Genomic DNA, 23,292 nt, shown 5'->3' with positions numbered 1-23,292 from the left:
ATTAATCAATTTTAAAATCTAAAGTAAAACGCGTGGCTAACGATTTTAAATCTTCAACCACTGGGAATAATAAAGGAATTCCTTCCACTCGACGAATAGCCTCTAATTCACGTTCTGGATCGCCTGGAATAATTACTTGCTTACCTTCTACCGCTTTAGCTGACCTAAATCGACGAATCCATTTATCCATATCTCTGGTAAAATCTTCGGCAGGCCGAAAGGCATCCACTCGCATCGCCCCTAAGAAATGACCAGTTCCATTACCCACTGTTTCACCAGCTTGCATAAAACCCGCTGTCGCAAAGGGTGGCACCCAGGGCCCAAAATTGGCTCCAGATAATACGCCTGATAAAATATCTACAATAGCGCCTAAACCATACCCTTTATGTGAGCCGTGTTCTCTATCTCCTCCTAATGGCAACAAAGCTCCTCCATTTTTTATGGCAAAAGCATCATTAGAAGGATCTCCATTCGCATCTTGCACCCATCCATCTGGAGTATTCAATCCTTTTCTTTGTAAGATTTCTAGTTTACCATATGCCACTGCTGTGGAAGCGAAATCTGCTACAAAAGCTGGCTCCTCATTAGCTGGAATAGCCACTGCAATCGGATTAGTTCCTAATAATTTCTCTTTAGAAAAAGTGGGGGTAACTAAGGGAGCCGCATGAGTCATCGCCCAACCGATCATTTGAGAAGGCAAAGCCTTCATTGCATGGTAGCCGGCAATGCCAAAATGATTTGAGTTTTGAACCGCTACCCATCCTGTACCTACTAAAGCCCCTTTTTCACAAGCAATTTCCATTGCCTTAGGCGCCACTACTAAACCTAAACCTCGATCACCGTCTAACGTAGCTGTGGAAGGAGTTTCATGTAAGATTTTTACTTGTGGCTTCGTATTTAATCGGCCATTATCATATAATCGTACATAACCCGCTAAGCGAGCTACCCCATGAGAATCAATTCCTCTTGCATCAGCAGAAACCAATACATCGGACGCTAATTCAGCCTCTTGTTCACTACAACCAATTGCTGTAAATACAGAAGCTACATATTTTTTCAATAAATGATAATCTGCTTGCATAGTGTAAACTAAACCACAAAGATAATTAGAACAATTGGTAATAATATTGCAAAAATGCACCTAAATTTGAATCACAATTTCATCAAAAACTATGATCCTAATAACATCCGTTTGGTTTTGGCTAGCGCTGATTATCATTCTAGTCATCATTCGCGATATATTTCTTCAAAAAAGCCACACTATATCGCATAATTTCCCAATTGTAGGACATTTAAGGTATTGGCTTGAGACCATTGGACCTGAATTAAGGCAATATATTGTGGCCAATAATCGAGAGGAATTACCCTTTAATCGACAAGAACGCTCCTGGATTTATGCTTCATCGAAGAATGAAAATAATTTACAAGGTTTTGGGACTGATCAAGATTTTAGCGCTCCTGGCTATATTTTCATTAAAAATGCCATGATGGGGTTTAATCCATCTGCGGAACATCTTTTTACTAAAAATCCAGGTGTTTTACCGGCAGCAAAAGTCATCGGTTTATATCATCAGAGAGCGAAGCCTTTTCGCCCCTATTCTGTCGTAAATATATCAGGTATGAGTTATGGTTCTTTATCTGCCAAAGCTATCGAATCATTGAACAAAGGAGCTCTTATCGCAGGTTGTTACCACAATACCGGAGAAGGATCCTTATCACCCTACCACCAAAATGGGGCAGATGTGATGTTAAATATAGGGACGGCCTATTTCGGTGTTAGAGAACTAGATGGCCGTTTCTCCATGGAAAAACTAAAACAAAAAGTAATCGAAAACCCATGTATTAAGGCCATAGAATTGAAATTATCTCAAGGTGCTAAACCTGGTAAAGGTGGCATGTTACCTAAATCTAAAATCAACAAAGAAATTGCAGCAATTCGCCAAATTCCGATGGATAGGGATGCTATGTCCCCCGCTTTCCACTCTGAATTTTCAAATGTTCCTGAAATGGTCGATTTCATTGAAGCCATGGCAAAGGAGACAGGATTACCAGTAGGTGTAAAATCGGCCATCGGAAAATTAGAACAATGGGAAGAGCTAGCCGCTTATATGGCTAAAAATGAAAACGGCCCAGATTTTATTACCATAGACGGAGGAGAAGGTGGTACTGGAGCGGCTCCACATGCTTTTGCTGATCACGTTTCTATGCCTTTTACCTTTGCTTTCGCTAAAATTTACCAAATATTCCAACGTCATAATTTAACAGATAAGATCTTCTTTATTGCCTCAGGTAAATTGGGCTTCCCCGAAAAAGCCTTGATGGCATTTGCTATGGGTGCTGATAGTATTCACATTGCCCGCGAAGCCATGATGTCCATCGGATGTATTCAAGCACAAAAATGCCATACAAATCATTGCCCTACGGGGATTGCTACTTCCAATAAATGGCTTCAAGCTGGAATAGACGTGACCCTAAAAAGCGAGCGCTATTATCGCTATCACTACACTTTAGTGAAGGAAATCGCAGAGATTACCCATGCCTGTGGTTACGAACATCCTTGCCAAATGACTATGGATGACATTGAATGGTCTATGGGAGATAATAATAGAACAATGGCTCTGTCTAAGGCTTTAGGCTATACTAAAACAGAGGCTAGCTATGACGGCTTAGAAGAATTAGTCAAATGTCCGTATTTAGGTGGTCTAAATGCAAGAAAACGGCTATCTTTGTAAAATGTTATCAATATCTAATTTGAACTTCTATTTCGGAAGTCGCGCCTTGTACGAAGGGGCAAGTTTACACATCAAGCCTAGGACGAAAATCGGTTTAATCGGTGCTAACGGAACCGGTAAATCTACTTTATTGCGTCTCATTTCAGGAGAATATACCCCAGACGGAGGAACTATTTCTAAATCCGGGGATTGTACCATCGGCTTTTTAAATCAAGATTTATTGTCTTATCAAACAGATGATAGTATCTTAAATGTGGCGATGCAGGCTTTTGAGAAGCAATTAGAGTTACAACATGATATTGATAAGGTACTTCATAAAATGGAAACAAATTATGAAGACAAAGACATTGATGTATTAGCGAAACTTCAAGAGGATTTTGAACGATTAGACGGTTACACCATTCAATCTCGTACAGAAGAAATTCTAGAAGGTTTAGGATTTAGCACAGATGATTTAAATCGTCCCTTAAAATTATTTTCTGGAGGATGGCGTATGCGGGTTATGTTAGCTAAGCTTTTATTACAAAAGCCTGCCTTGCTCCTGCTGGATGAGCCTACTAACCACTTGGACTTACCTTCCATTGAATGGGTTGAAAAATATATACACGATTATGAGGGTTCCATTGTGGTCGTTTCCCACGATCGCTATTTCTTAGATAGAACCATAGACAGTATTGCTGAAGTTTCAGGCTCTAAAATTACCTTATATCCAGGTAATTATTCTTTCTATATGGAGGAAAAAGCGTTACGAAATGAAATTCAAAAAGGGGCATTTGAAAATCAGCAATCCCAAATTCGTCAAACAGAGAAATTTATTCAACGCTTTAAGGCCAAAGCCTCTAAGGCAAAACAGGTGCAATCCCGCGTTAAAGCTCTGGATCGCATCGATATGATAGATGAGGTAGTGGATGAAAAAGCAAAAGTGAATTTCAAATTTAACTTTGGGACAGAACCTGGTCGCTTTATCTTGTTTTTAGAACATATTTCGAAGGCTTTTGGAGAAAAAGTTATTTTAAAGAATACCTCCGCAACCATTAATAGAGGGGATAAAATTGCGTTAATCGGCGCCAATGGAAAGGGTAAATCCACCCTACTCCGAATTATTTCTGGAACCGAAAAAATACAAGGAGAAAGACGGACAGGTCATAATGTCATCGAATCCTTCTTCGCACAACATCAATTAGAGAGTTTAACAGTAGAAAACTCGTTAATTGATGAATTAAAAGCAACAGGAACGGCTAAGACCGAAATGGAATTGCGCTCCGTTTTAGGCTGTTTCTTATTCTCAGGTGAAGAAGTATTTAAAAAGATCAAAGTACTGTCAGGGGGAGAAAAATCCCGCGTTGCTTTGGCCAAAGTATTAATCTCCGAAGCTAACTTCCTCTTACTCGATGAGCCTACCAATCACTTGGATATGCAGTCGGTTAATATCTTAATTCAGGCATTACAACAATACGAAGGCACGTATGTAGTCGTATCCCACGATCGTTATTTTGTAAGTAACATTGCAAACAAAATTTGGTATATCGAAGATCATGAAATCAAGGAATATCCTGGATCCTTCGATGAATACGAAACATGGATGGCGTCGAGGGAATCAGCTAAACCAGCAGCCGTAAAATCTACAGCCAAGCCGAAAGCCGAATTAGCTCCAGTAGAGGCCAAATCTCCTAATCAAGCCAAGCAAATTGAAAAATTAGAGGCAGAAATAATCGAGATTGAAAATAGTATTTCTGCTATTGAGTTACAAATGGTTGATTTAGCTAATAAAGCTGATTATGCAGGATTAAAAGCGTTGGAAACATCCATGGCAACTGAAAAGGAAAAATTAGCTGCGACTACAGCCTCCTGGGAAGCATTAATCTAAATCGTATGAAGACCTATTTTTCACTTTTGCTGATTTTAAGTCTTCCATTTTGCGCAAATAGCCAAATACAGTCACGAATTCATCATCCGAATATTAAGACAGCTTTCATTAAAAATGAGGCTGTTTTTTTGCATCCCAATGTCGTTTTAAACTTGGGGTCTGAGAACAAATCTAGTCTTCAATTTGATGATTTAGCCCTAAATTATCCCAATTATTACTTTAGGCTCCTACATTGCCAGGCGGATTGGAATCCGTCCCCTTTAGCAGATCTAGAATATTTACAAGATTTTAATGATTTTCCACTGAGGAATCCAGAATCATCCATCGGCACAAAAGTCCCCTATATTCATTATTCAGTGCCTATTCCTTCCGTTAAAGTGAGTGGCAATTATATAGCCATGGTCTATAACAAACGAAATAAGCGAGATACGGTACTTTGCGTACGTTTCTCAATAGCAGAACAAGTAATTACGGCCGCAACTTCTTTTTCCTACGCTAAAACAAACGATTTACGGGCAAGCCATCAAAGCATTGATTTTAAATTACATATCCCTCCTAGTCTAAACTTCACGGGTGATGATCAACTTAAAATTCAATTACGCCAAAACCATCAATCCCATAATCTGTTACATCATTTACCTCCTGGCCAATTTAATAGCCAAGAAAATAGCCTGGTTTTCCCATTTTTTAACCAAGAAAATGCCATTGCAGGAACGAATGAATTCCGAATCATTGACCTTCGAAGTTCGCAACAAAAATTAAGTTTCGTGGATCATATAGAAACAGGAGAAAAAATAAACCGAATCAATACCCAAATCGAACAAGCGCAAGGATTGTATTCCTATGTCCAAAGAAATGATTTGAATGGTTCTTTTGTAATTGAATCCTACGAAAATCGAGAAAATCCCCTACAAGCGGATTATGTAGAATGTACATTTCGATTAAAGCCCGTGGAGACTAAAGATGACATTTACCTGATTGGCGGTTTTAATGACTACAAAATGTCCTCCCTATTACAAATAAATAAAGAGACTGGATTTCTTGAAAATACACAAATATTGAAACAGGGTATTTATAATTACCAGTTTAAAAGCAAAAATCCCTCTAACAGCACATTAGAGGGAAATTATTCTCAAACCGAAAATGTATACGAGCTACTTGTATTCTATCAAAAACCTGGCACACGGTATGATGCACTGGTGGGGTATACTTCGCTAGTCAGTATCCAGTAGTCAGTAAACAGTTCCAGCAGTCACTAGTCGATAGTCAGTCCGGAGGGAATGAGTCCGAAGTTGCGGACGAGAATTTCTATACATTAAATCTAAAGTGCATGATGTCACCATCCGCTACTATATAATCTTTACCTTCTACGCTTAACTTGCCCGCATCCTTACAACCCGCTTCCGTTTTGTATGCCACATAATCAACTAGCTTAATCACCTCAGCGCGAATAAATCCACGTTCAAAATCCGTGTGAATTACACCTGCCGCTGCTGGAGCCTTCCAACCTTTTTGAATCGTCCAAGCTCTCACTTCTTGTACACCCGCAGTGAAATAAGTTATCAGATTTAATAAATGATATGAACTTCGAATTAATTTACTTAATCCAGATTCTTTTAAACCATATTCTTCTAGAAACATGGCACGATCATCCATATCCTCCATTTCGGCAATTTGCGCTTCTAAAGCTGCGCAAACTACAACCACTTCCGCATTTTCAGGTGCGACATTAGCTTTCAATTCATCTACAAATTGATTACCACCTGCTGAAATAGAAGCTTCATCTACATTAGCCACATATATAACTGGCTTGTCAGTCAATAAATATAAATCACCAATAGCGGCTTGACGAAGATCATCATCCATGACAACCGTACGAGCCGAATTACCTTTTTCTAAAGCAGATTTAAATTGAAGCAAAGCAGCTAATTCAGCCTTCGCTTTTGCATCCCCTGCTTTTGCAGCTCGTTCCGTCTTAGAAATCTTTTTATCTACTGAGTCTAAATCCTTAATCTGAAGCTCAAAATCAATAATTTCTTTATCACTTACCGGATTAACTCGCCCTTCAACGTGAATAATATTTTCATCTTCAAAACAGCGTACGACGTGAATGATGGCATCCACTTCTCTAATATTTGCTAGAAATTTATTCCCCAAACCTGCACCTGTTGAAGCTCCCTTCACTAATCCAGCAATATCTGTAAACTCAATCACCGTAGGCAAAATGCGATTCGGCTTTACTAATTCAGCTAAAATATTTAAACGATCGTCCGGTACTGTAACGATACCCACATTCGGTTCGATCGTACAAAAAGGATAATTAGCCGCTTCTGCTTTATTAGAAGAAATAGCACTAAATAAAGTTGATTTACCTACATTAGGCAATCCGACGATTCCACAAGTTAATCCCATAGTAATTTTAAAAATGAAAGGACAAAAGTACGGCTAAAAATCAAAAAGCCCCTGATTTCTCAGAGGCTTTTTCAAATATTTTAAGAGAGCACTATTCCCATTTTAAATCTGTTCCACCAAACTCATCTTCATCACGGTTAAACGAGGTAAAATCAACGTCTGGCATTAATTCAGTCTTCACATGATTAACTGCCTCGTTTAAACCTTCTATAAACTTATCAAAATCCTCTTTGTATAAGAACATCTTGTGCTTTTCATATACAACGCCGTCTTCTTTTTGATGACGACGACTTTCTGTTATCGTAATGTAATAATCTTGAGAACGGGTCGACTTCACATCAAAAAAATAAGTTCTCTTTCCTGCCCGAATACGCTTAGAAAATAATTCTTCTCTATCTCTTTCTTCCACTGATATTTAAATTATAGTTTCACAATGTGTAAAACTACTATTTATTCTGATTCACTCAAAAAAAATCAACTAATTTAAGCAAAGCCCCTCATTCCCTTCATTTTTTTATCCCGATTTAAACCTACATCTTTACTATCATCATCTAAATTCCTAATGATAAAAATACCATCAATAGCTCTATTGATATGCACATTTTTATCCCTAAACACTTTCTCACAAGATTTAGGATATGAAAAAATAGGAATTGCCTCCTTTTATGCTAACTCCTTTTATGGAAAAAAAACAGCTAATGGTGAGCGATTAAAAAAAACTACTGCAACCGCAGCCCATAAAAAATTTCCCTTCAATACTTTAGTAGAAGTAACCAATTTAACTAATCGCAAAAGCGTAATTGTTCGAATAAACGATAGAGGCCCTTATAGAAAAGGCAGAGTGATTGATTTATCCGAAGCAGCAGCTAAAAAATTAAACCTAAAAAAAATAGGTCTTGTTCGAGTAAAGATTAAAATTGTCGGTTTTGAGAATGAATTGATGCTCATTCCCTATCAGAAACTTTCGCTGGTAAGTAATCCCAAATTTAGCCGAAACTTCTACCAAAAGTCACGTCTTAAATACAAGACACACTATAAAATGAAGAAGAATATAAAACACAAAAAGTATATCAATAAAAAATATATTAAACGATAGTTTTACTTACGCTTGTTCTCTAAATACTGAATAAATTCTTTTAAATTTTCGACCGGAATACGCTTACCCACAATTTTCTTTTGTTGATCTAATACATAGACCACCGGCGTAGAATAAACATCAAAGGTATTCTTAAAATCAGTATAATATTCCTCTTTACCAGTCTGGGGATTAATGTGAATATCTATTCCATTCAACCATGAACCTATTTTAAACTCCGTAATAAATTTCTTCCAAGCTTGTTTATCACGGACAATAGAACTTGCCACTACGCCTATATTTTTAGATTTGAAATAATCGTTTAAGGCAAACAATTTAGGCGTTTCTTCCTTGCAGTGACTACAATCCGGATCATAAATGAAGACAACTGTATATTTAAAAGGCAAAGTAGCGATGTTTAAATCCTTACCTGAAACATCAGTCAAATTCATTTTAGGAAAAGGTTTTCCTAGTAACAAGGGCTTAATAATAGCTAGCCTTACCTTCATTCGACGTACTGTACTCGAATCCCATAAAGCTGGCTCCCCGATATAATACTTCTCAGCCAGGTGTACAAAGGCGCCCTCTGTACCTAATATGGGATTATTCTCGTAGGTGCTCGCAATTTTATAAATGATATAGCGTCGAATATCGGTGTCCTTTGCTTTGGCCAAAATAAGATCAGATTCCCTTGCTATCGAATCCGGATCTTGAACAACTAAATCTTTAAAAAACCGCTCTAATTTTCTCTGAAGAAAGGGCGTTCTCACCATTCGCTCATCTGCTAAATCTAAGCCATCAAAATAGTGTTTCTTATAATATTGATATTGATACATTTGCATTTTAGTAGTATCAGCTTTCGATTTTAACGTGCCCGTATACACTGGAATTTCTGGATCAAAAGAGGATTCAATTAACTTAGACACAAATAGTGTAGCATTTTCGGTCTTCCATTGTTTTTGAAAAACCTGAATTTCTTTACTCAAACTTTGCTTCTGAACAGGAGCTAAATTAGGTTGATTAATAGCCGTATATAAATCGTTCATCTTACGCTGAAAAGCATAAAATGCGGTATTTTCGGATGAATTAACGAAAGAGATGGACTTTAAAATATCAGTAGTATCAAGTGTAAAAGAAAAATTAGCATCCTCCATTACCACATCGATATACTTAGATTTGAGAAACGATATCAGGTATAAGCCTTTAGGTAATGACTCATTGCCTTTAAATTGAAATTCACCTGAATCATTCGCCAGTACTGTGTCTTTAATGACTTGTTGGTTATAGCCAAAATAATGAGCTAAATACACTTCCGATTTAGACAAACCGGCAATTTTTCCCTTAATATCGTACTGTGCGAACGAACACGTACCGAATAATAAAATAAAAACAAGAGAACCGACTACTTTCATAAGATTAGAATAAATTTGTGTCTACACTATCAAATTTACGATGTTTTTTATCCTTTCTAAAATACTTGACTTTTTACTTCAACCAATTTGCTGGATATTCATTCTACTAGGCTTTGCCTACTTTAGTCGCTTTTCAAAACGATTTATTGCTATAAGCGTAGGCATATTATTGCTATTCAGCAATGGCTGGTTCGTTAATCAATGCTATTTAGCCTATGAAAGCCCACAAACCTCATTAAAGCAATCCTATCAATGGTGTATCATTCTAGGAGGTGGAATGATGCGATCAGGCGAAGGTTACCGAACAGGAGAAACAGCTGACCGTTTTGTTCAACCCTTATTACTTTACAAAAAAGGATTAGTCAAGAAACTGATTATAACTGGGGGAAATGTCAATATTAAAGGCTTGAAAATCGATGATACACAAGAAAGCAAAAAAGTAAAAGAGGTATTAATCGCAATGGGCGTAGCTGAAAAAGATATTTACTTGGAAGAAGACGCACGAAATACGCACGAAAATGCGGTATATACCAAGCAAATGTTAAAACCATTTTTGGCAGAAAAAATATTATTAGTCACATCTGCGATGCATATGCCTCGTGCGAAGGCTTGCTATCTAAAAGAAGGTTTTTTAGTCGATGATTATCCTGCAGATATAAAGAAAAAGGATACCCCTTCAGGTATCCTTGATCAAATCATTCCTAAAGAACGCAACCTGAGTAAATTCGCTGAATTAATCAGGGAAATCGCTGGTTATGTTATTTATAAGATCGTAGGTTTTGCCTAAGTAGACAAAATTTCCACCATCCGAAATAAATCTTCAGAAACAGGTTTCTTCTTTGTAATCGTATCATGGAAAGGTGTATAAATCAATTGATTATTTACGACACCAGCCATCACATTTTTTTCTCCACGTAATAGACCTTCCAAAGCTCCTAAACCTAATCTACTAGCTAAAATACGGTCAGATGCGGTAGGAATTCCCCCACGTTGAATATGTCCTAAAGTAGTTACGCGAATATCTAAATTTTCGCCCATCTTGTCTTTAATCTTCTTAGCTACTATTTGAGCATTACCTTCTTCATCCCCCTCAGCTACAATCACAATGGAAGACGATTTTTTCTTGTCAAATCCCTTTTGAAGAATGGCTGTTATATCGTCTACAGACGTTAAGTTCTCTGGAATCATAACTGACTCAGCTCCACCTGCAATCGCACATTGTATCGCAATATATCCGGAATCACGGCCCATAACTTCAATAAAGAAAACGCGATCATGTGAGTCGGCCGTATCCCGAATTTTATCCACTGCATCAAGCGCTGTGTTTACGGCTGTATCAAAACCAATCGTATAATCCGTACCGTATAAATCATTATCGATCGTGCCAGGAGCGCCTACCGTAGGTATTTTAAATTCATTATAAAATATCTCAGCTCCAGTAAAAGTACCATTACCACCAATAGCTACTAAACCTTCAATACCAAATTCCTGTAATTTATCGTATGCTTTTTGACGACCTTCTGTGGTCATAAATTCCTTAGAACGGGCTGATTTCAAAATTGTCCCACCACGTTGAATAATATTACTAACTGATTGGGAATTCAAAGGAATAATATCCCCTTTAATCATTCCATTATATCCTCGGACAATTCCAAAAACTTCAACCTCATGGTAAGCAGCGCCACGAACAATTGCACGAATACATGCATTCATTCCTGGTGCATCTCCACCTGAGGTAAATACGGCTATTTTCTTCATCTCTTGTATATTAAAATTTCTTAGACCTCTTAATCATTCAAAAATACAATCTTTCTGTCTTTTTACCTTCATTTTTTCTATTTAAAAAGCAATAAAAACGTAAATTTGGGAAGATCAAATTTAATTTTATTCCGCATATGAACGCAAATGAATTTTTATACGCTTATTTAAATAATGCATCCCCTACCGGATTTGAGGCGAGTGGCCAAAAAATTTGGTTAGATTATATTCAACCATTCATCGACGAAAAAATCATAGATACCTATGGCACTGCGGTAGGTGTTATAAATCCGGGGCAGCCATATAAAGTAGTCATCGAAGCTCATGCGGATGAAATCTCTTGGTTTATCAATTACATTGATGATAATGGCTATTTGTTCTTGCGTCGCAATGGAGGTTCAGATGCCTTAATTGCACCTTCTATGCGCGCTAATATTCATACGAAAGATAAGGTGGTTAAAGGTATTTTTGGCTGGCCAGCGATTCACGTTCGGGATATTGCCAAAGATAAAGCTCCAGCCATCGCTGATATATTCATCGATTGTGGCGCTGCCAATAAAAAGGAAGTGGAAGAAATGGGCATCCACGTAGGAACGGTTGTTACGTTTGAAGATGGGTTAATGGAATTAAACGGCAAATACTTAGTCGGTCGTGCTTTAGATAATCGCATCGGTGGTTATATGATTGCTGAAGTGGCAAGAAGGCTAAAAGAGAATAAGGTAAAATTGCCTTTTACTCTTTATGTAGTCAATTCCGTTCAAGAAGAAATTGGATTACGTGGGGCGGAGATGATCGTTCGCCGATTAAAGCCAGATTTGGCTTTCATCACCGATGTAACACACGATACACAATCACCCATGTATAACAAGAAAACGCAAGGTGATATGTCTTGCGGAAAAGGCCCTGTTATTTGTTATGGTCCTGCTGTACAAAATAATGTGCGTGATTTCATCATCGATGTAGCGCAAGAAAATAAGATTGATTTCCAAAGACAAGCCGTTTCACGTTCTACAGGAACTGATACAGATTCCTTTGCCTATGCAACCGAAGGTGTGGCTTCCGCGCTAATCAGCTTGCCCTTAAAATATATGCACACAACCGTTGAGACCATCGCTAAGGATGACATGAATGCGGTGATTGACCTCATCTACCATTGTTTATTGAAGGTGAAGGGTTGGGAGGATTGGCGATATTTTAATTAACAGTCAGTATCTAGTAGACAGTAACCAGTAGATAATAGATTAGAGAGTAAAGAGTAGAGATGGTATAAATTTCTCTACTCTTATTTTTAGTCCACTGTCCACTGGTTACTGACTACTATCTACTGTCTACTGAATCTTTAAATAGCGCGAAAAAAACTCAAACGTCCTCAACATCTGGTCAATGCGCTGACGGTTATTGCCAGAACGAGTTAGTTCGTGAGTTCCGCCTGGATGACGAACATACTCCACATCGCGTCCTAATACTTTTAGACTTTTGTAAAGCATCTCGCCTTGAATAACCCCTGTCCGCAAATCATTTTCTCCGTGGAAAATAATAAGAGGAGTTTTGATGTTTTGAACATAGCTATAAGGTGATTCACGATCAAGAATTGCTTTAGTAGCTTTTTCCCACGGATATCCACCAAAATAATTAGGTACTAAACGCCAAGCATTGCCTTCTCCCATAAAGGTTGATAATTCATACACGCCTCTTTGAGCACTGGCCACTTTAAATCGATTGGTATGGCCCACGATCCAAGCGACTAGATAACCGGCATAAGAACCTCCCGTTACAGCTAGTTGTGTGGTATCTGCCCAACCCTCAGCAATCGTTAAATCTAATGCCTTCATCACATCTGAGGTAGGTCCTGAACCCCAATCCTTTACATTGGCAGCTAGGAATTCGGATCCATATCCTCCAGAACCCCTTGGATTTGCGTAAACAACGCCCATTCCTTTCGCAGCATAGTATTGGAATTCGTGCCACATACTCGCCTCACCCGTTCCCCACATCGCTGAGGGTCCACCATGAATATTTAAAACTAAAGGATATTTCTTTCCTGCTTCGAATTCCGTAGGCTTCATGACCCAGTAGTCAATTTTTTGTCCTTTTGAATTCGTAAAAGTATGTTTCAAAGGTTTAACAATTTCTTTGTTCGCTAACCAATTCGTATTCAAGGAGGTGAACGTTCTCACTGAATCGGCAGATTGTTGGTAGATTTCGGATGGATTCTCTATACCTGTCTTGGCATAAACAAAACCCGTATTAGTTATATCAAACCCCAAAATACCTGTCTTTTGGTCCGTAATTTGCTTCACTTGCTTAGAGGCTACATCAAAAAAATAAAGGGGTGCCCCACCCTGATCTTGAGCCGTAAAATAGAGCTTGCTTTCATCTAATGACCATTTTACCTGAGTGATTACACGATCAAAAGGAACCTTAATGATTAAAGTAGGATTTATAAGCGAGATTATTTGTAAGGAAGCATTCTGAACTCCTGTTGACTTGGCTTCTTGAAAGACTAACCATTTTTCGGATGGAGATAAGGTTAAATTAGAGATTCTATAACCCGGTTTTTGGTAAATAACTTTAGTAGCCTGAACCGATTTAAAACCAATATAGGAATCCTGCACCTTATCCGGATGAATTAGAGAATCCGCTGGAACGATACCATAGATGCCCTCTGCTCCTATCTCAAAATCAGACAAACGCTGAAAAGGGTTATTAACTAATTCAGTCTTGCCTAATAAACTGGTCTTAAATAAAGCGGGTATTGGCAATTCAGAGGTGGTCGTACTTTCCTCTTGAAAATTCAAACGATTAATCACTTTTGCTTTCTTATCAACCTCATTTTGGGCTAAATAGGCACGCACTTCTTCGATGGATCCGTTTGGATTAGATTTCGCTTTCTTCGCTATGCCCGTTAGCATAGGTTTCTCCAATGTCCAGGTAGGGACTAAACCTTTTTTATTATAAACTGAATCCGTTAAAAATTCTTTCATTGTAAACGAGGCTTGAAAATAAATTTCTGTACCTGAGGCAGCCCACACGGGATTGGATACCGAAAATGGTAAACTAGTAATAGCTTGCGGTTCCCCTCCTGCCAGATCAAGCACATATACCTGAGACTTAGTTCCCATATCTCGCGTAAAGCTAATTTTAGTTCCATCCGGATTCCAAGATGGAGATGAAATCGAATTCTTTCCTGAAGTTAATGCACGCGTTTCTCCTGTGCTAAGATTTCCAAGATGCAAATGTGTTTGATAAACAAAGTCCCCCTTTTTATCTGGATCATCTACTACAGATGTCACCGTATAAATAAATTGTGAACCTTTAGGAGAAACCTGAGGCCTTCCTGCTGTTTTGATTTTAAGTAAATCAGTGACTTGGATTTTCTCTTTGGGACTTTGGCAAAATACAGAAAAAGAAATAAATAGAAATAATAGGTGTTTCATAGAGGAAATGTCTTGTTAAAAAAAATGCTCAGCATCCGAAGACACTGAGCATAAAAATACAAGTTAATTCGATTAAATCAATTTCAAAATCTCTTCTCCGATTGCATCAGTACCTAAAATCATAGATTTATCTGTAGACGCATCAGCGATATCACCCGTTCGGTAACCTTTCTTTAAAACTTGGTCCACCGCATTAATAACCACTTCGGATTCGGCTTTCATACCAAAAGAAATATCTAATAATAGGGCAACTGATAATACAGAGGCCATCGGATTCGCTAATCCCATACCCGTAATATCGTGTGCTGAACCGTGAATAGGCTCATAAACCCCTGTTCCATCACCGATAGAAGCGGATGCTAACATACCCATAGAACCCGCAATTTGAGAGGCCTCATCTGTCAAGATATCACCAAATAAATTGGCTGTTACCACTACGTCAAAACGCTTCGGATCTTTAATCAATAACATAGCTGTTGTATCCACAAACTGGTATTCCACCGTTACATCTGGATATTCTAAAGCAAGTTTCTGAATCTCTTCTCGCCATAAACGAGATGACTCTAATACGTTTGCCTTATCGACAGATACTAAATGCTTCTTACGTGTGCGCGCGGCTTCGAAAGCTTTGCGACCAATACGCTCCACTTCATACCGGCTATATTCGGCCACGTCATAAGCTGTATCGCCATTATTCTTACGTCCTTTCTCTCCAAAATAAATATCCCCAGTCAGTTCACGGAAGAATAAAATATCTGCTCCTCTTAAAATCTCTTCTTTAATACTAGAAGCACTTAATAATTCGTCAAATAATTTAATGGGGCGTAGATTCGCATATAAGCCTAATTCCTTCCGCATTTTCAATAGACCTTGTTCTGGACGAACTTTAGCCGATGGATCATTATCGTATTTAGGGTGACCTACTGCGCCGAATAAAACGGCATCAGAGGCTTTCATCTTTACCAAAGTCTCCGCTGGCAATGGATCCCCTGTTGCTTCAATCGCGACATGACCAATTAATGCTTCATCGTACGTAAAATCATGACCAAATTTAGCCGCAATTTTTTCTAATACTTTTTTTCCTACTATGGTTACTTCTTGACCAATTCCATCACCTGGAACAATTAAAATATGCTTCTTCGCCATTATTATTTATAATTAAATCAAATTCAACATTTTTTTAGTGGCTTTAATTGCTGACACGGTTTGGTCAGAATCTAAACCCCTTGTAATTAATTCTTTTCCTGCATCCGACCACGTAATAATCGTCTCACAAAGAGCATCAGAATCCCCTCCTGGTGGAATTCGCACGGCATAATCCTTTAGAAGAGGTAAAATCTTACCATGTTTCTCAAAAATTATTCCTAATGCTTTCATAAAAGCATCGTATTGACCATCCCCCTGTGCATGCTCTTCAAAAATTTCGCCATTAATCGAAATTTTCAAGGTAACAGACGGACGTAAATCTTTAGAATGCGTTAAAACATAATTCAATACTTGAACACGCTCTTCTATTGCACTACTGTCTAAGACGTCTGAAATAATGTATGGAAGATCATTTTGAGTAACAACCTCTTTGCGATCCCCTAATTCAATAATACGCTGGGTTACTTTCTTTAAATCTTCATCAGATAATTGGATACCCAATGCCGCTAAATTATTTTCAATATTCGCTTTCCCAGACGTTTTACCTAAAGCATATTTACGCTCTCTGCCAAAACGTTCCGGCATCAAATCATTGTGGTACAGGTTATTCTTTTTGTCTCCGTCCGCATGAATACCGGCTGTTTGAGTAAACACATTTTCTCCTACGACAGGCTTATTTACCGGAATACGGAATCCAGAAAAGGTTTCCACTAATTTACTTACCCGGTACAAGGACTTCTCACAAACGGAGGTCTTCACATCCGTTTGGTAATCGTTTAGTACAGCTATTACACTGGCTAAAGGAGCATTACCAGCTCTTTCACCCATACCATTCACCGTTAAGTGTAAGCCATGAGCTCCACAACGTACCGCTTCTAAAGCATTAGCCGTTCCTAAATCATAATCATTATGCGCATGAAAATCAAAATGCGTTTCAGGATAACGAACGATTAATTGCTTTATAAAAACGCAAACCTCATAAGGAGTTAATATTCCCAAGGTATCAGGCAATAAAACACGCTCGATAGGCTGAGTAACTAAAAAATCCAGGTATTGAAAAACATAGTCTGCACTATTGCGCATCCCATTACTCCAATCCTCTAAATAGACATTTACGGATAATCCTTTTGATTTTGCTAAAGAAATGGTCTCTGCAATTTCAGCAAAATGCTGCTCCGGGGTTTTCTTCAATTGGTGTTTGAGGTGATTTAAAGAACCTTTAGTCAATAAATTCATCACCTTTGCTCCCGCATCTAACATCCATTGAACCGAAGTTCCTCCATCCACAAAAGTCAAAACCTCTACTTTATCAAGGTAACCATTCAGTGCTGCCCAAGAAGTGATCTTTTTAACGGCCTGGAACTCGCCTTCAGAAACACGAGCGGACGCAATCTCAATGCGATCCACCTTTAATTCAGTCAATAGCAATTGAGCAATAGTTAGCTTTTCTGATGCTGAAAACGATACTCCGCTGGTTTGTTCCCCATCGCGAAGGGTCGTATCCATTATTTCTATGTGGCGTTTCAAATGATTAGCGGTTTACAGCAAATGCGCTGATTTCAGATTTAATGGCTTGTAAATAATCAATGTCATCGAAACCATTCAATAAGTTATTCTTCTTGTATCCATTAATGGCAAAATTCTCAAATACCCCAGTGGAAACAATCGTAATTTTTTGTTCTGGTAAACTCACCTCTAGTTCAGCCTTAGGATCCGCTTCAATCGCAGTGAAAATCTCATGTAAAAATTCGGGACTAACCTGAACCGGTAAAACACCTACGTTAATGGCATTTCCACGGAAAATATCCGCAAAGAAGGATGAAACCACGCAACGGAATCCATAATCATAAATGGCCCAAGCCGCGTGCTCACGTGAAGAACCAGAACCAAAATTCTTGCCCCCTACTAAAATCTTGCCAGAATAAGTCGGATTATTTAAAACGAAATCAGCCTTAGGTGCATCGTTCTTTTCATAACGCCAATCTCTAAACAAATTATCTCCAAAACCTGTACGCTCAGTTGCTTTTAAGAAACGAGCGGGAATGATTTGGTCTGTATCCACATTCTCAATAGGAAGAGGAACTGCGGAACTTTTTAGTACATTAAAACTATCGTAAGCCATATTGCTTTTATTTATTCGATATTATAAAAATTCTCTTGGGTCAGTTACTACACCAGTAATTGCAGCCGCAGCAGCGACTAAAGGACTCGCTAATAAAGTACGAGATCCTGGCCCTTGACGACCTTCAAAATTACGATTAGACGTACTTACCGCATATTTACCTGCAGGTACCTTATCATCATTCATTGCTAAACAAGCCGAACAACCTGGCTGACGTAAAGCAAATCCTGCTTCTGTTAAAATATCGTAAATACCTTCTTCTCTAATTTGCGCTTCCACTACATGAGAACCAGGAACAACCCAAGCCGTTACATGTTCTGCTTTCTTACGACCTTTTACAATCGAAGCGAAGGCACGGAAGTCCTCAATACGTCCATTTGTACAAGATCCGATAAATACATAATCCACTTTTTTACCAATCATCGAATCATTTTGAGCAAAGCCCATATATTCTAATGACTTTTCATAAGTAGCTACACCACCTTCTATATCAACTGCATTAGGAATATGCTTCGAAATACCCATTCCCATACCTGGATTAGTACCGTAGGTAATCATCGGTTCAATATCAGACGCTAAGAAAGTAATTTCCTCATCAAATGTAGCACTGGCATCTGTCTTCAAGGTCTTCCAATAAGCTAATTGTTTGTCCCAATCAGCCCCTTTAGGAGCTAATTCGCGACCATGGATATAGTCAAATGTGGTTTGGTCCGGAGCAATCATTCCGCCACGAGCACCCATCTCTATACTTAAATTACAAACCGTCATACGGCCTTCCATGGACATTTTTTCAAAAACATCCCCGGCATATTCTACGAAATAACCGGTCGCACCTGAAGTTGTTAATTTAGAGATAATATATAAAGCCACATCCTTAGGTGTAACACCTTTTCCTAATATCCCATTCACGTTAATACGCATTTTCATAGGCTTAGGCTGCATAATGCATTGAGACGAAAGGACCATCTCGACTTCTGATGTACCTATTCCAAAGGCAATAGCACCAAAAGCCCCGTGCGTAGAGGTATGAGAGTCCCCGCAAACAATTGTCATACCTGGTAAGGTAATTCCGTTTTCAGGTCCTACTACGTGAACAATTCCATTTTTAGGATTACCTAAACCCCAATGAGAAATACCATACTTCGCTGTATTTTTCTCCAATTGCAATAGTTGATTCGCGGAAAGCGGATCTTCAACCGGCAAATGTTGGTTAATCGTAGGCGTATTATGATCCGCTGTCGCAAACGTACGTTCGGGGGATAAAACACCTATACCACGTGTTAGTAGTCCCAAAAAGGCAACGGGGGAAGTCACTTCATGAATAAAATGACGGTCAATGAAGAAAACATCGGGACCATCAGCAATTTTACGAACGACATGTGAATCCCATACTTTATCAAATAAGGTTGTTGGGGAATTGCTCATTATATACTTTAATTTAAAAGGCGCTTTAATTATAATTAAGCTACAAAAATCGCGTTTTTTTTGCAAAAATGCAAAGCAAATACCCTGTTAAATAGGAATTTTACCAAATAAAATATTGAAAATTGGCAGGAGAGGGAAATGAAAACGAAGGCCTATTTAATCGAATTACCAATTCCTACGATAATCACAGAAATTAAAATAACCGCAATTCCTCCCATTACCGTTCTCATCGTCTTGGAGGAAACACCTTTCCATTCTTTAAAATAAAGTCCCCAGAAATTAGAGGTAATGATAATGGTGGCCATGTGAAGAATCCAAGAGCTAGCTCCATTCCCTAATTTACTTTCTCCCATTCCATAGAAAAAGAATTGAAGAAACCAGGTAGTGCCAGCCACGGCAGCAAATAGATAATTCATCCGAAGCGGAGCCTTAGAATTTAAGTAATCACCAAAGGACTTATTCGAAAAATTCAAGTACATACAGTACACGAAATTCGTCAAAAACCCACCCCAAAGAACCACAATGAAAATAACATTATTTTGAAAAAGCGGATCGCAACCTTTAGCTACTGCCACAGCCGCCATATCCTTTCCAGCTTCGATACCGAAATTAAAACAAGCGGAACATAAACCAGAGATAATGGCTACGATTAAACCTTTCGTTAAATTAAACTCCTTAATTGTTTCTTGTTTCTGCGCTTGTGATAATTCACTCTCTTTCATCATTCCTGCTTTTCCACACAGAAAAATGCCAAATACACAGACTAAAATCCCCAATAATACCACTTGACCACCCGTACTTCCTACGATATGAGATATCGTGTCTCCATCCACTCCCGCTAACTCCCGATAAATAGGCGGAACTAAAGCTCCGAAAATACTGCACAAACTTAACGCAATCGACATCCCTAAAGACATCCCTAAATAACGCATGGCTAATCCAAAGGTCAAGCCACCGATTCCCCACAAAACACCAAAAACAAAGGTCCAAAAAAACGTATCTGAATCAATGGTTTGAATAATATCCATAAAATCAGGAATGGTCAACCAAGCAGCCAATATTGGCACAATTAACCACGAGAAAACCCCGCCCACTATCCAGGCACTCTCCCATGACCATATTTGAATCTTCCGATAAGGAATGTAAAAACTACCTGAAGCAAATCCACCTAAGGAGTGAAAGAAAAGACCTAATATCGAACCCATAACTAGTAATTAATTGTAAATGTATAATACCCACCTTGTGGGTCTAAAAAAACCAATAGAATAAATAATTTAATTTTGATAAGGTTTAAAACTAAAATCCCACTAAACTAGCATTATAAATTGACTATTTATGTATAAAAGACTACTGATCTTCGCTATCATTCCCCTCGCTTTCTCTTCATCAGATGATTGGGCGGAATATTTAGGCGGTGCTGACAGAAATCATTATTCCACGCTGACACAAATTAATCCTACTAATTTAGATCAAGTAAAGGTGGCTTGGGAATATAGCCTACCTGATTCAGGTCAAATGCAAGTAAATCCACTTATCATAAAAGGAATCCTCTACGGAGTTAGTGCCTCAGTTCAGGCATTTGCATTAGATGCGGGTTCTGGACGTGAAATTTGGCGATTTGGAGATCCAGTTAAGAATTGGTCAAGTACATCCAGAGGGGTAAGTTATTGGACAAATGGAATGGAGAAACGAATCTTATATACGGCTGGACCTAATCTTTGGGCATTGAATGCGGAGACAGGAAAACCGATTTCCAGTTTTGGCGATCAAGGTAAAATTGATCTACATCTAGGATTACCTGCCATTTCAGCTAATAAATTCATCATTTCCAATACACCGGGGACAATCTATCGCAACCTTATTATCATGCCTGTACGCTTATCAGAAGGTGCAGATGCAGCTCCTGGTGATATACGCGCTTTTGATGTAGTCACGGGAAAATTAGTTTGGACTTTTCATACCATCCCATATCCAGGTGAAAAAGGATTTACTACTTGGCCAAAGGATGCGTATAAAAATACCCATACGGGCGCCGCCAATAATTGGGCAGGCATGGCCGTAGATAATGAAAAAGGGATTATTTTTGTTCCTACCGGTTCAGCAGGATACGATTTTTATGGAGGAAATAGAAAAGGAAGTAATTTATATTCGAATTGTCTGCTCGCATTAGATGCAAAAACAGGCAAGCGTATTTGGCATTTTCAAACCACGCACCACGATTTATGGGATCGAGATCTGCCAGCGCCACCTAATTTAATTTCGGTGACTCACCAGGGAAAAAAGATTTCAGCCGTAGCCCAAATAAGCAAACAAGGATTTGTCTTTCTTTTTGACCGAGAAAGCGGAAAACCTCTTTTTCATATTGTTGAGAAAAAGGTTTCAGCATCTACACTTAAGGGTGAAAAAGCTTGGTTAACACAACCCTATCCTACCCTGCCTAAACCATATGCTAGATTATCTTCTGAAATAGGATTAAATGATATTTCACCCTATGCAGAGAATAGAGAAGAGTTACTAAGTACGTTAGCACTTGTGAATAGAGGTTGGCATTCTGCACCTTCAGAAAAAGGGAATCTTATTTTACCCGGATATGATGGCGGTGGAGAATGGGGAGGCGCCGCAGCTGACCCCCAGGGCATTTTATATGTCAATAGCAACGAAATGGGCTGGATTCAAACCATGGTACCAGCGGCACTCGTCCATAATCCAGCAGCAAAAACTTACCAAAGCAATTGCATATCTTGCCATGGTACAGACAAAAAGGGGAATCCATTGAGTGGCTATCCATCGCTTGTTGATATTTCTTCTAGAAAATCGAGAACCTACATTCAACAAATAATTAACAATGGCAAAGGGATGATGCCTGGATTTAGCCACCTATCTTCAGCCGAAAAAGAAAACATCTTAACGTATATCCTGAATGAAATTCCGAAAGAAGTAGTCTCCTCTAAAATAAAAGGGTATCAACCCCCTTACCAGATGACTGGATACAATAAATTCCTAGATTCAAAAGGCTTACCAGCTTTAACTCCGCCTTGGGGAACTCTTAATGCGATTGATTTAAATACGGGAAAATACCTTTGGAAAATACCATTTGGTGATGAACCTGCCTTAGCTCAAAAAGGCATTACCGGAACAGGAGCCGAGAATTACGGAGGTCCCTTAATTACCGCAAGCGGCCTATTAGTTATAGGAGCGGCTAAAGATGGTAAATTACGATTCTATGAAAGTAAAACAGGAAAGCTGCTACGGGCCATACAATTACCAGCAGCAGCTTTCGCAACGCCATCGACCTATATAGTCAATGGAAAACAATTTATAGTTATCGCCTGTGGAGGAACAAAATTAGGCACCCCCAAAGGCAATAAATATATAGCCTTTAGCCTTTAGTTATTCTTTTACAATCGTGGTTGCAAATGGCTTTCCAGAAGAGATTACATGCAACACATATTTGCCCACGCGAATACCCGAGAAATCACTAAATACGATCTCTTTAATCGGAGCTTCGTAGGTATGTTGAAAGATAACAGACCCTAATTGATCATAAATAGCCACAAATGTAGGTTTAGTACTAGGTACAGAGAAACCAATGGTTAATTTATCTACGAAGGGATTAGGGAAAGCTGTATAAATAATTGGATTTTCTTCTTGTACATTTAATTTAATACCAGACGCTGCTATACTGCGTTCTAACAAAGATGGCTGCTTAAATCCTTGGCGAACCACTATTCCTCCTGAAGTAGATGTACCGGTTACGGCGCTTTGCTGACCTATTATCTGTGAATAATATTTACCATCCACTACCGTAGTAGCACCACCCGCACCTATCGATGAACTAATCACCTTTTGAGAGAAGGCAAGATGCGAAAAACCAATCATCATGAATGCAATAAGAACACTTTTCAT

General features: G+C 38.6%; 19 protein-coding genes. 7 read left to right on the top strand and 12 right to left on the bottom strand.

Annotated elements, in window-relative coordinates; genetic code table 11:
- Window position 1 precedes the first annotated feature (1 nt).
- Window positions 2-1,081 (bottom strand): Ldh family oxidoreductase, encoded by a 1,080-nt coding sequence (locus ACST13_RS03080; protein WP_459521754.1) that lies wholly within the window; start codon window positions 1,079-1,081, stop codon window positions 2-4.
- A gap of 91 nt (window positions 1,082-1,172) precedes the next feature.
- On the opposite strand from ACST13_RS03080, the gene ACST13_RS03075 reads away from it, so the two are divergent.
- The 3 genes from ACST13_RS03075 to ACST13_RS03065 are packed head-to-tail and all read left to right on the top strand — an operon-like array spanning window position 1,173 to window position 5,831.
- A complete protein-coding gene (locus ACST13_RS03075) occupies window positions 1,173-2,732 on the top strand; it encodes an FMN-binding glutamate synthase family protein (RefSeq protein ID WP_459521753.1) in 1,560 nt (519 codons plus the stop codon).
- Between the two features lies 1 nt (window position 2,733).
- Window positions 2,734-4,599 (top strand): ABC-F family ATP-binding cassette domain-containing protein, encoded by a 1,866-nt coding sequence (locus ACST13_RS03070; protein ID WP_459521752.1) that lies wholly within the window; start codon window positions 2,734-2,736, stop codon window positions 4,597-4,599.
- 5 nt (window positions 4,600-4,604) lie between these two features.
- Window positions 4,605-5,831: a type IX secretion system plug protein gene (locus tag ACST13_RS03065; RefSeq protein WP_459521751.1), complete on the top strand. Its 1,227-nt coding sequence runs from the start codon at window positions 4,605-4,607 to the stop codon at window positions 5,829-5,831.
- A gap of 76 nt (window positions 5,832-5,907) precedes the next feature.
- On the opposite strand, the gene ychF is transcribed toward ACST13_RS03065, so the two are convergent.
- Window positions 5,908-7,011 (bottom strand): redox-regulated ATPase YchF, encoded by a 1,104-nt coding sequence (gene ychF / locus ACST13_RS03060; RefSeq protein WP_459521750.1) that lies wholly within the window; start codon window positions 7,009-7,011, stop codon window positions 5,908-5,910.
- Window positions 7,012-7,102: 91 nt separating this feature from the next.
- The gene (locus ACST13_RS03055) at window positions 7,103-7,420 is read right to left on the bottom strand and encodes a DUF3276 family protein (RefSeq protein WP_459459731.1); all 318 of its coding nucleotides are present in this window, start codon (window positions 7,418-7,420) and stop codon (window positions 7,103-7,105) included.
- Between the two features lie 153 nt (window positions 7,421-7,573).
- On the opposite strand from ACST13_RS03055, the gene ACST13_RS03050 reads away from it, so the two are divergent.
- A complete protein-coding gene (locus ACST13_RS03050) occupies window positions 7,574-8,107 on the top strand; it encodes a septal ring lytic transglycosylase RlpA family protein (protein WP_459521749.1) in 534 nt (177 codons plus the stop codon).
- Between the two features lie 2 nt (window positions 8,108-8,109).
- On the opposite strand, the gene ACST13_RS03045 is transcribed toward ACST13_RS03050, so the two are convergent.
- On the bottom strand, window positions 8,110-9,498 hold the full coding sequence (locus ACST13_RS03045) for a DUF4369 domain-containing protein (protein WP_459521748.1): 1,389 nt from the start codon (window positions 9,496-9,498) through the stop codon (window positions 8,110-8,112).
- Window positions 9,499-9,538: 40 nt separating this feature from the next.
- Between ACST13_RS03045 and ACST13_RS03040 the strand changes: the two genes are divergently transcribed.
- Complete coding sequence (locus ACST13_RS03040; RefSeq protein WP_459521747.1) at window positions 9,539-10,285, top strand: YdcF family protein; 747 nt, start codon at window positions 9,539-9,541, stop codon at window positions 10,283-10,285.
- Here the strand turns inward: ACST13_RS03040 and pfkA are convergent.
- Window positions 10,282-11,256 (bottom strand): 6-phosphofructokinase, encoded by a 975-nt coding sequence (pfkA, locus tag ACST13_RS03035; RefSeq protein WP_459521746.1) that lies wholly within the window; start codon window positions 11,254-11,256, stop codon window positions 10,282-10,284. The genes ACST13_RS03040 and pfkA overlap by 4 nt on opposite strands.
- A gap of 137 nt (window positions 11,257-11,393) precedes the next feature.
- Between pfkA and ACST13_RS03030 the strand changes: the two genes are divergently transcribed.
- Window positions 11,394-12,458 carry a M42 family metallopeptidase gene (locus ACST13_RS03030; protein WP_459521745.1) on the top strand — a complete coding sequence of 355 codons (1,065 nt, stop codon included), beginning with the start codon at window positions 11,394-11,396 and terminating at the stop codon, window positions 12,456-12,458.
- Between the two features lie 126 nt (window positions 12,459-12,584).
- Here ACST13_RS03030 and ACST13_RS03025 read toward each other — a convergent pair whose 3' ends face one another.
- The 6 genes from ACST13_RS03025 to rhaT all read right to left on the bottom strand — a co-directional run bounded on the left by ACST13_RS03025 (window position 12,585) and on the right by rhaT (window position 20,591).
- A complete protein-coding gene (locus ACST13_RS03025) occupies window positions 12,585-14,693 on the bottom strand; it encodes a S9 family peptidase (protein ID WP_459521744.1) in 2,109 nt (702 codons plus the stop codon).
- Between the two features lie 72 nt (window positions 14,694-14,765).
- Window positions 14,766-15,839 carry a 3-isopropylmalate dehydrogenase gene (leuB, locus tag ACST13_RS03020; protein WP_459521743.1) on the bottom strand — a complete coding sequence of 358 codons (1,074 nt, stop codon included), beginning with the start codon at window positions 15,837-15,839 and terminating at the stop codon, window positions 14,766-14,768.
- A 12-nt stretch (window positions 15,840-15,851) separates the two neighbouring features.
- Complete coding sequence (locus tag ACST13_RS03015) at window positions 15,852-17,345, bottom strand: alpha-isopropylmalate synthase regulatory domain-containing protein (protein ID WP_459521742.1); 1,494 nt, start codon at window positions 17,343-17,345, stop codon at window positions 15,852-15,854.
- Between the two features lie 25 nt (window positions 17,346-17,370).
- The gene (gene leuD / locus ACST13_RS03010; protein WP_459521741.1) at window positions 17,371-17,961 is read right to left on the bottom strand and encodes a 3-isopropylmalate dehydratase small subunit; all 591 of its coding nucleotides are present in this window, start codon (window positions 17,959-17,961) and stop codon (window positions 17,371-17,373) included.
- A gap of 21 nt (window positions 17,962-17,982) precedes the next feature.
- Window positions 17,983-19,386: a 3-isopropylmalate dehydratase large subunit gene (gene leuC / locus ACST13_RS03005; protein WP_459521740.1), complete on the bottom strand. Its 1,404-nt coding sequence runs from the start codon at window positions 19,384-19,386 to the stop codon at window positions 17,983-17,985.
- A 152-nt stretch (window positions 19,387-19,538) separates the two neighbouring features.
- Window positions 19,539-20,591, bottom strand: a complete 1,053-nt coding sequence (gene rhaT, locus ACST13_RS03000) for an L-rhamnose/proton symporter RhaT (protein ID WP_459521739.1) — start codon at window positions 20,589-20,591, stop codon at window positions 19,539-19,541.
- Window positions 20,592-20,721: 130 nt separating this feature from the next.
- Between rhaT and ACST13_RS02995 the strand changes: the two genes are divergently transcribed.
- Entirely contained in the window at window positions 20,722-22,776 is a 2,055-nt protein-coding gene (locus ACST13_RS02995; RefSeq protein ID WP_459521738.1) for a pyrroloquinoline quinone-dependent dehydrogenase, read from the top strand.
- On the opposite strand, the gene ACST13_RS02990 is transcribed toward ACST13_RS02995, so the two are convergent.
- Window positions 22,777-23,292 carry a T9SS type A sorting domain-containing protein gene (locus tag ACST13_RS02990; protein ID WP_459521737.1) on the bottom strand — a complete coding sequence of 172 codons (516 nt, stop codon included), beginning with the start codon at window positions 23,290-23,292 and terminating at the stop codon, window positions 22,777-22,779.

Source organism: Aquirufa sp. A-Brett2-W8 (assembly GCF_054558755.1).
Note: the sequence above shows the minus strand (reverse complement) of the source record. Positions and strands in the feature narration are given on the sequence as shown.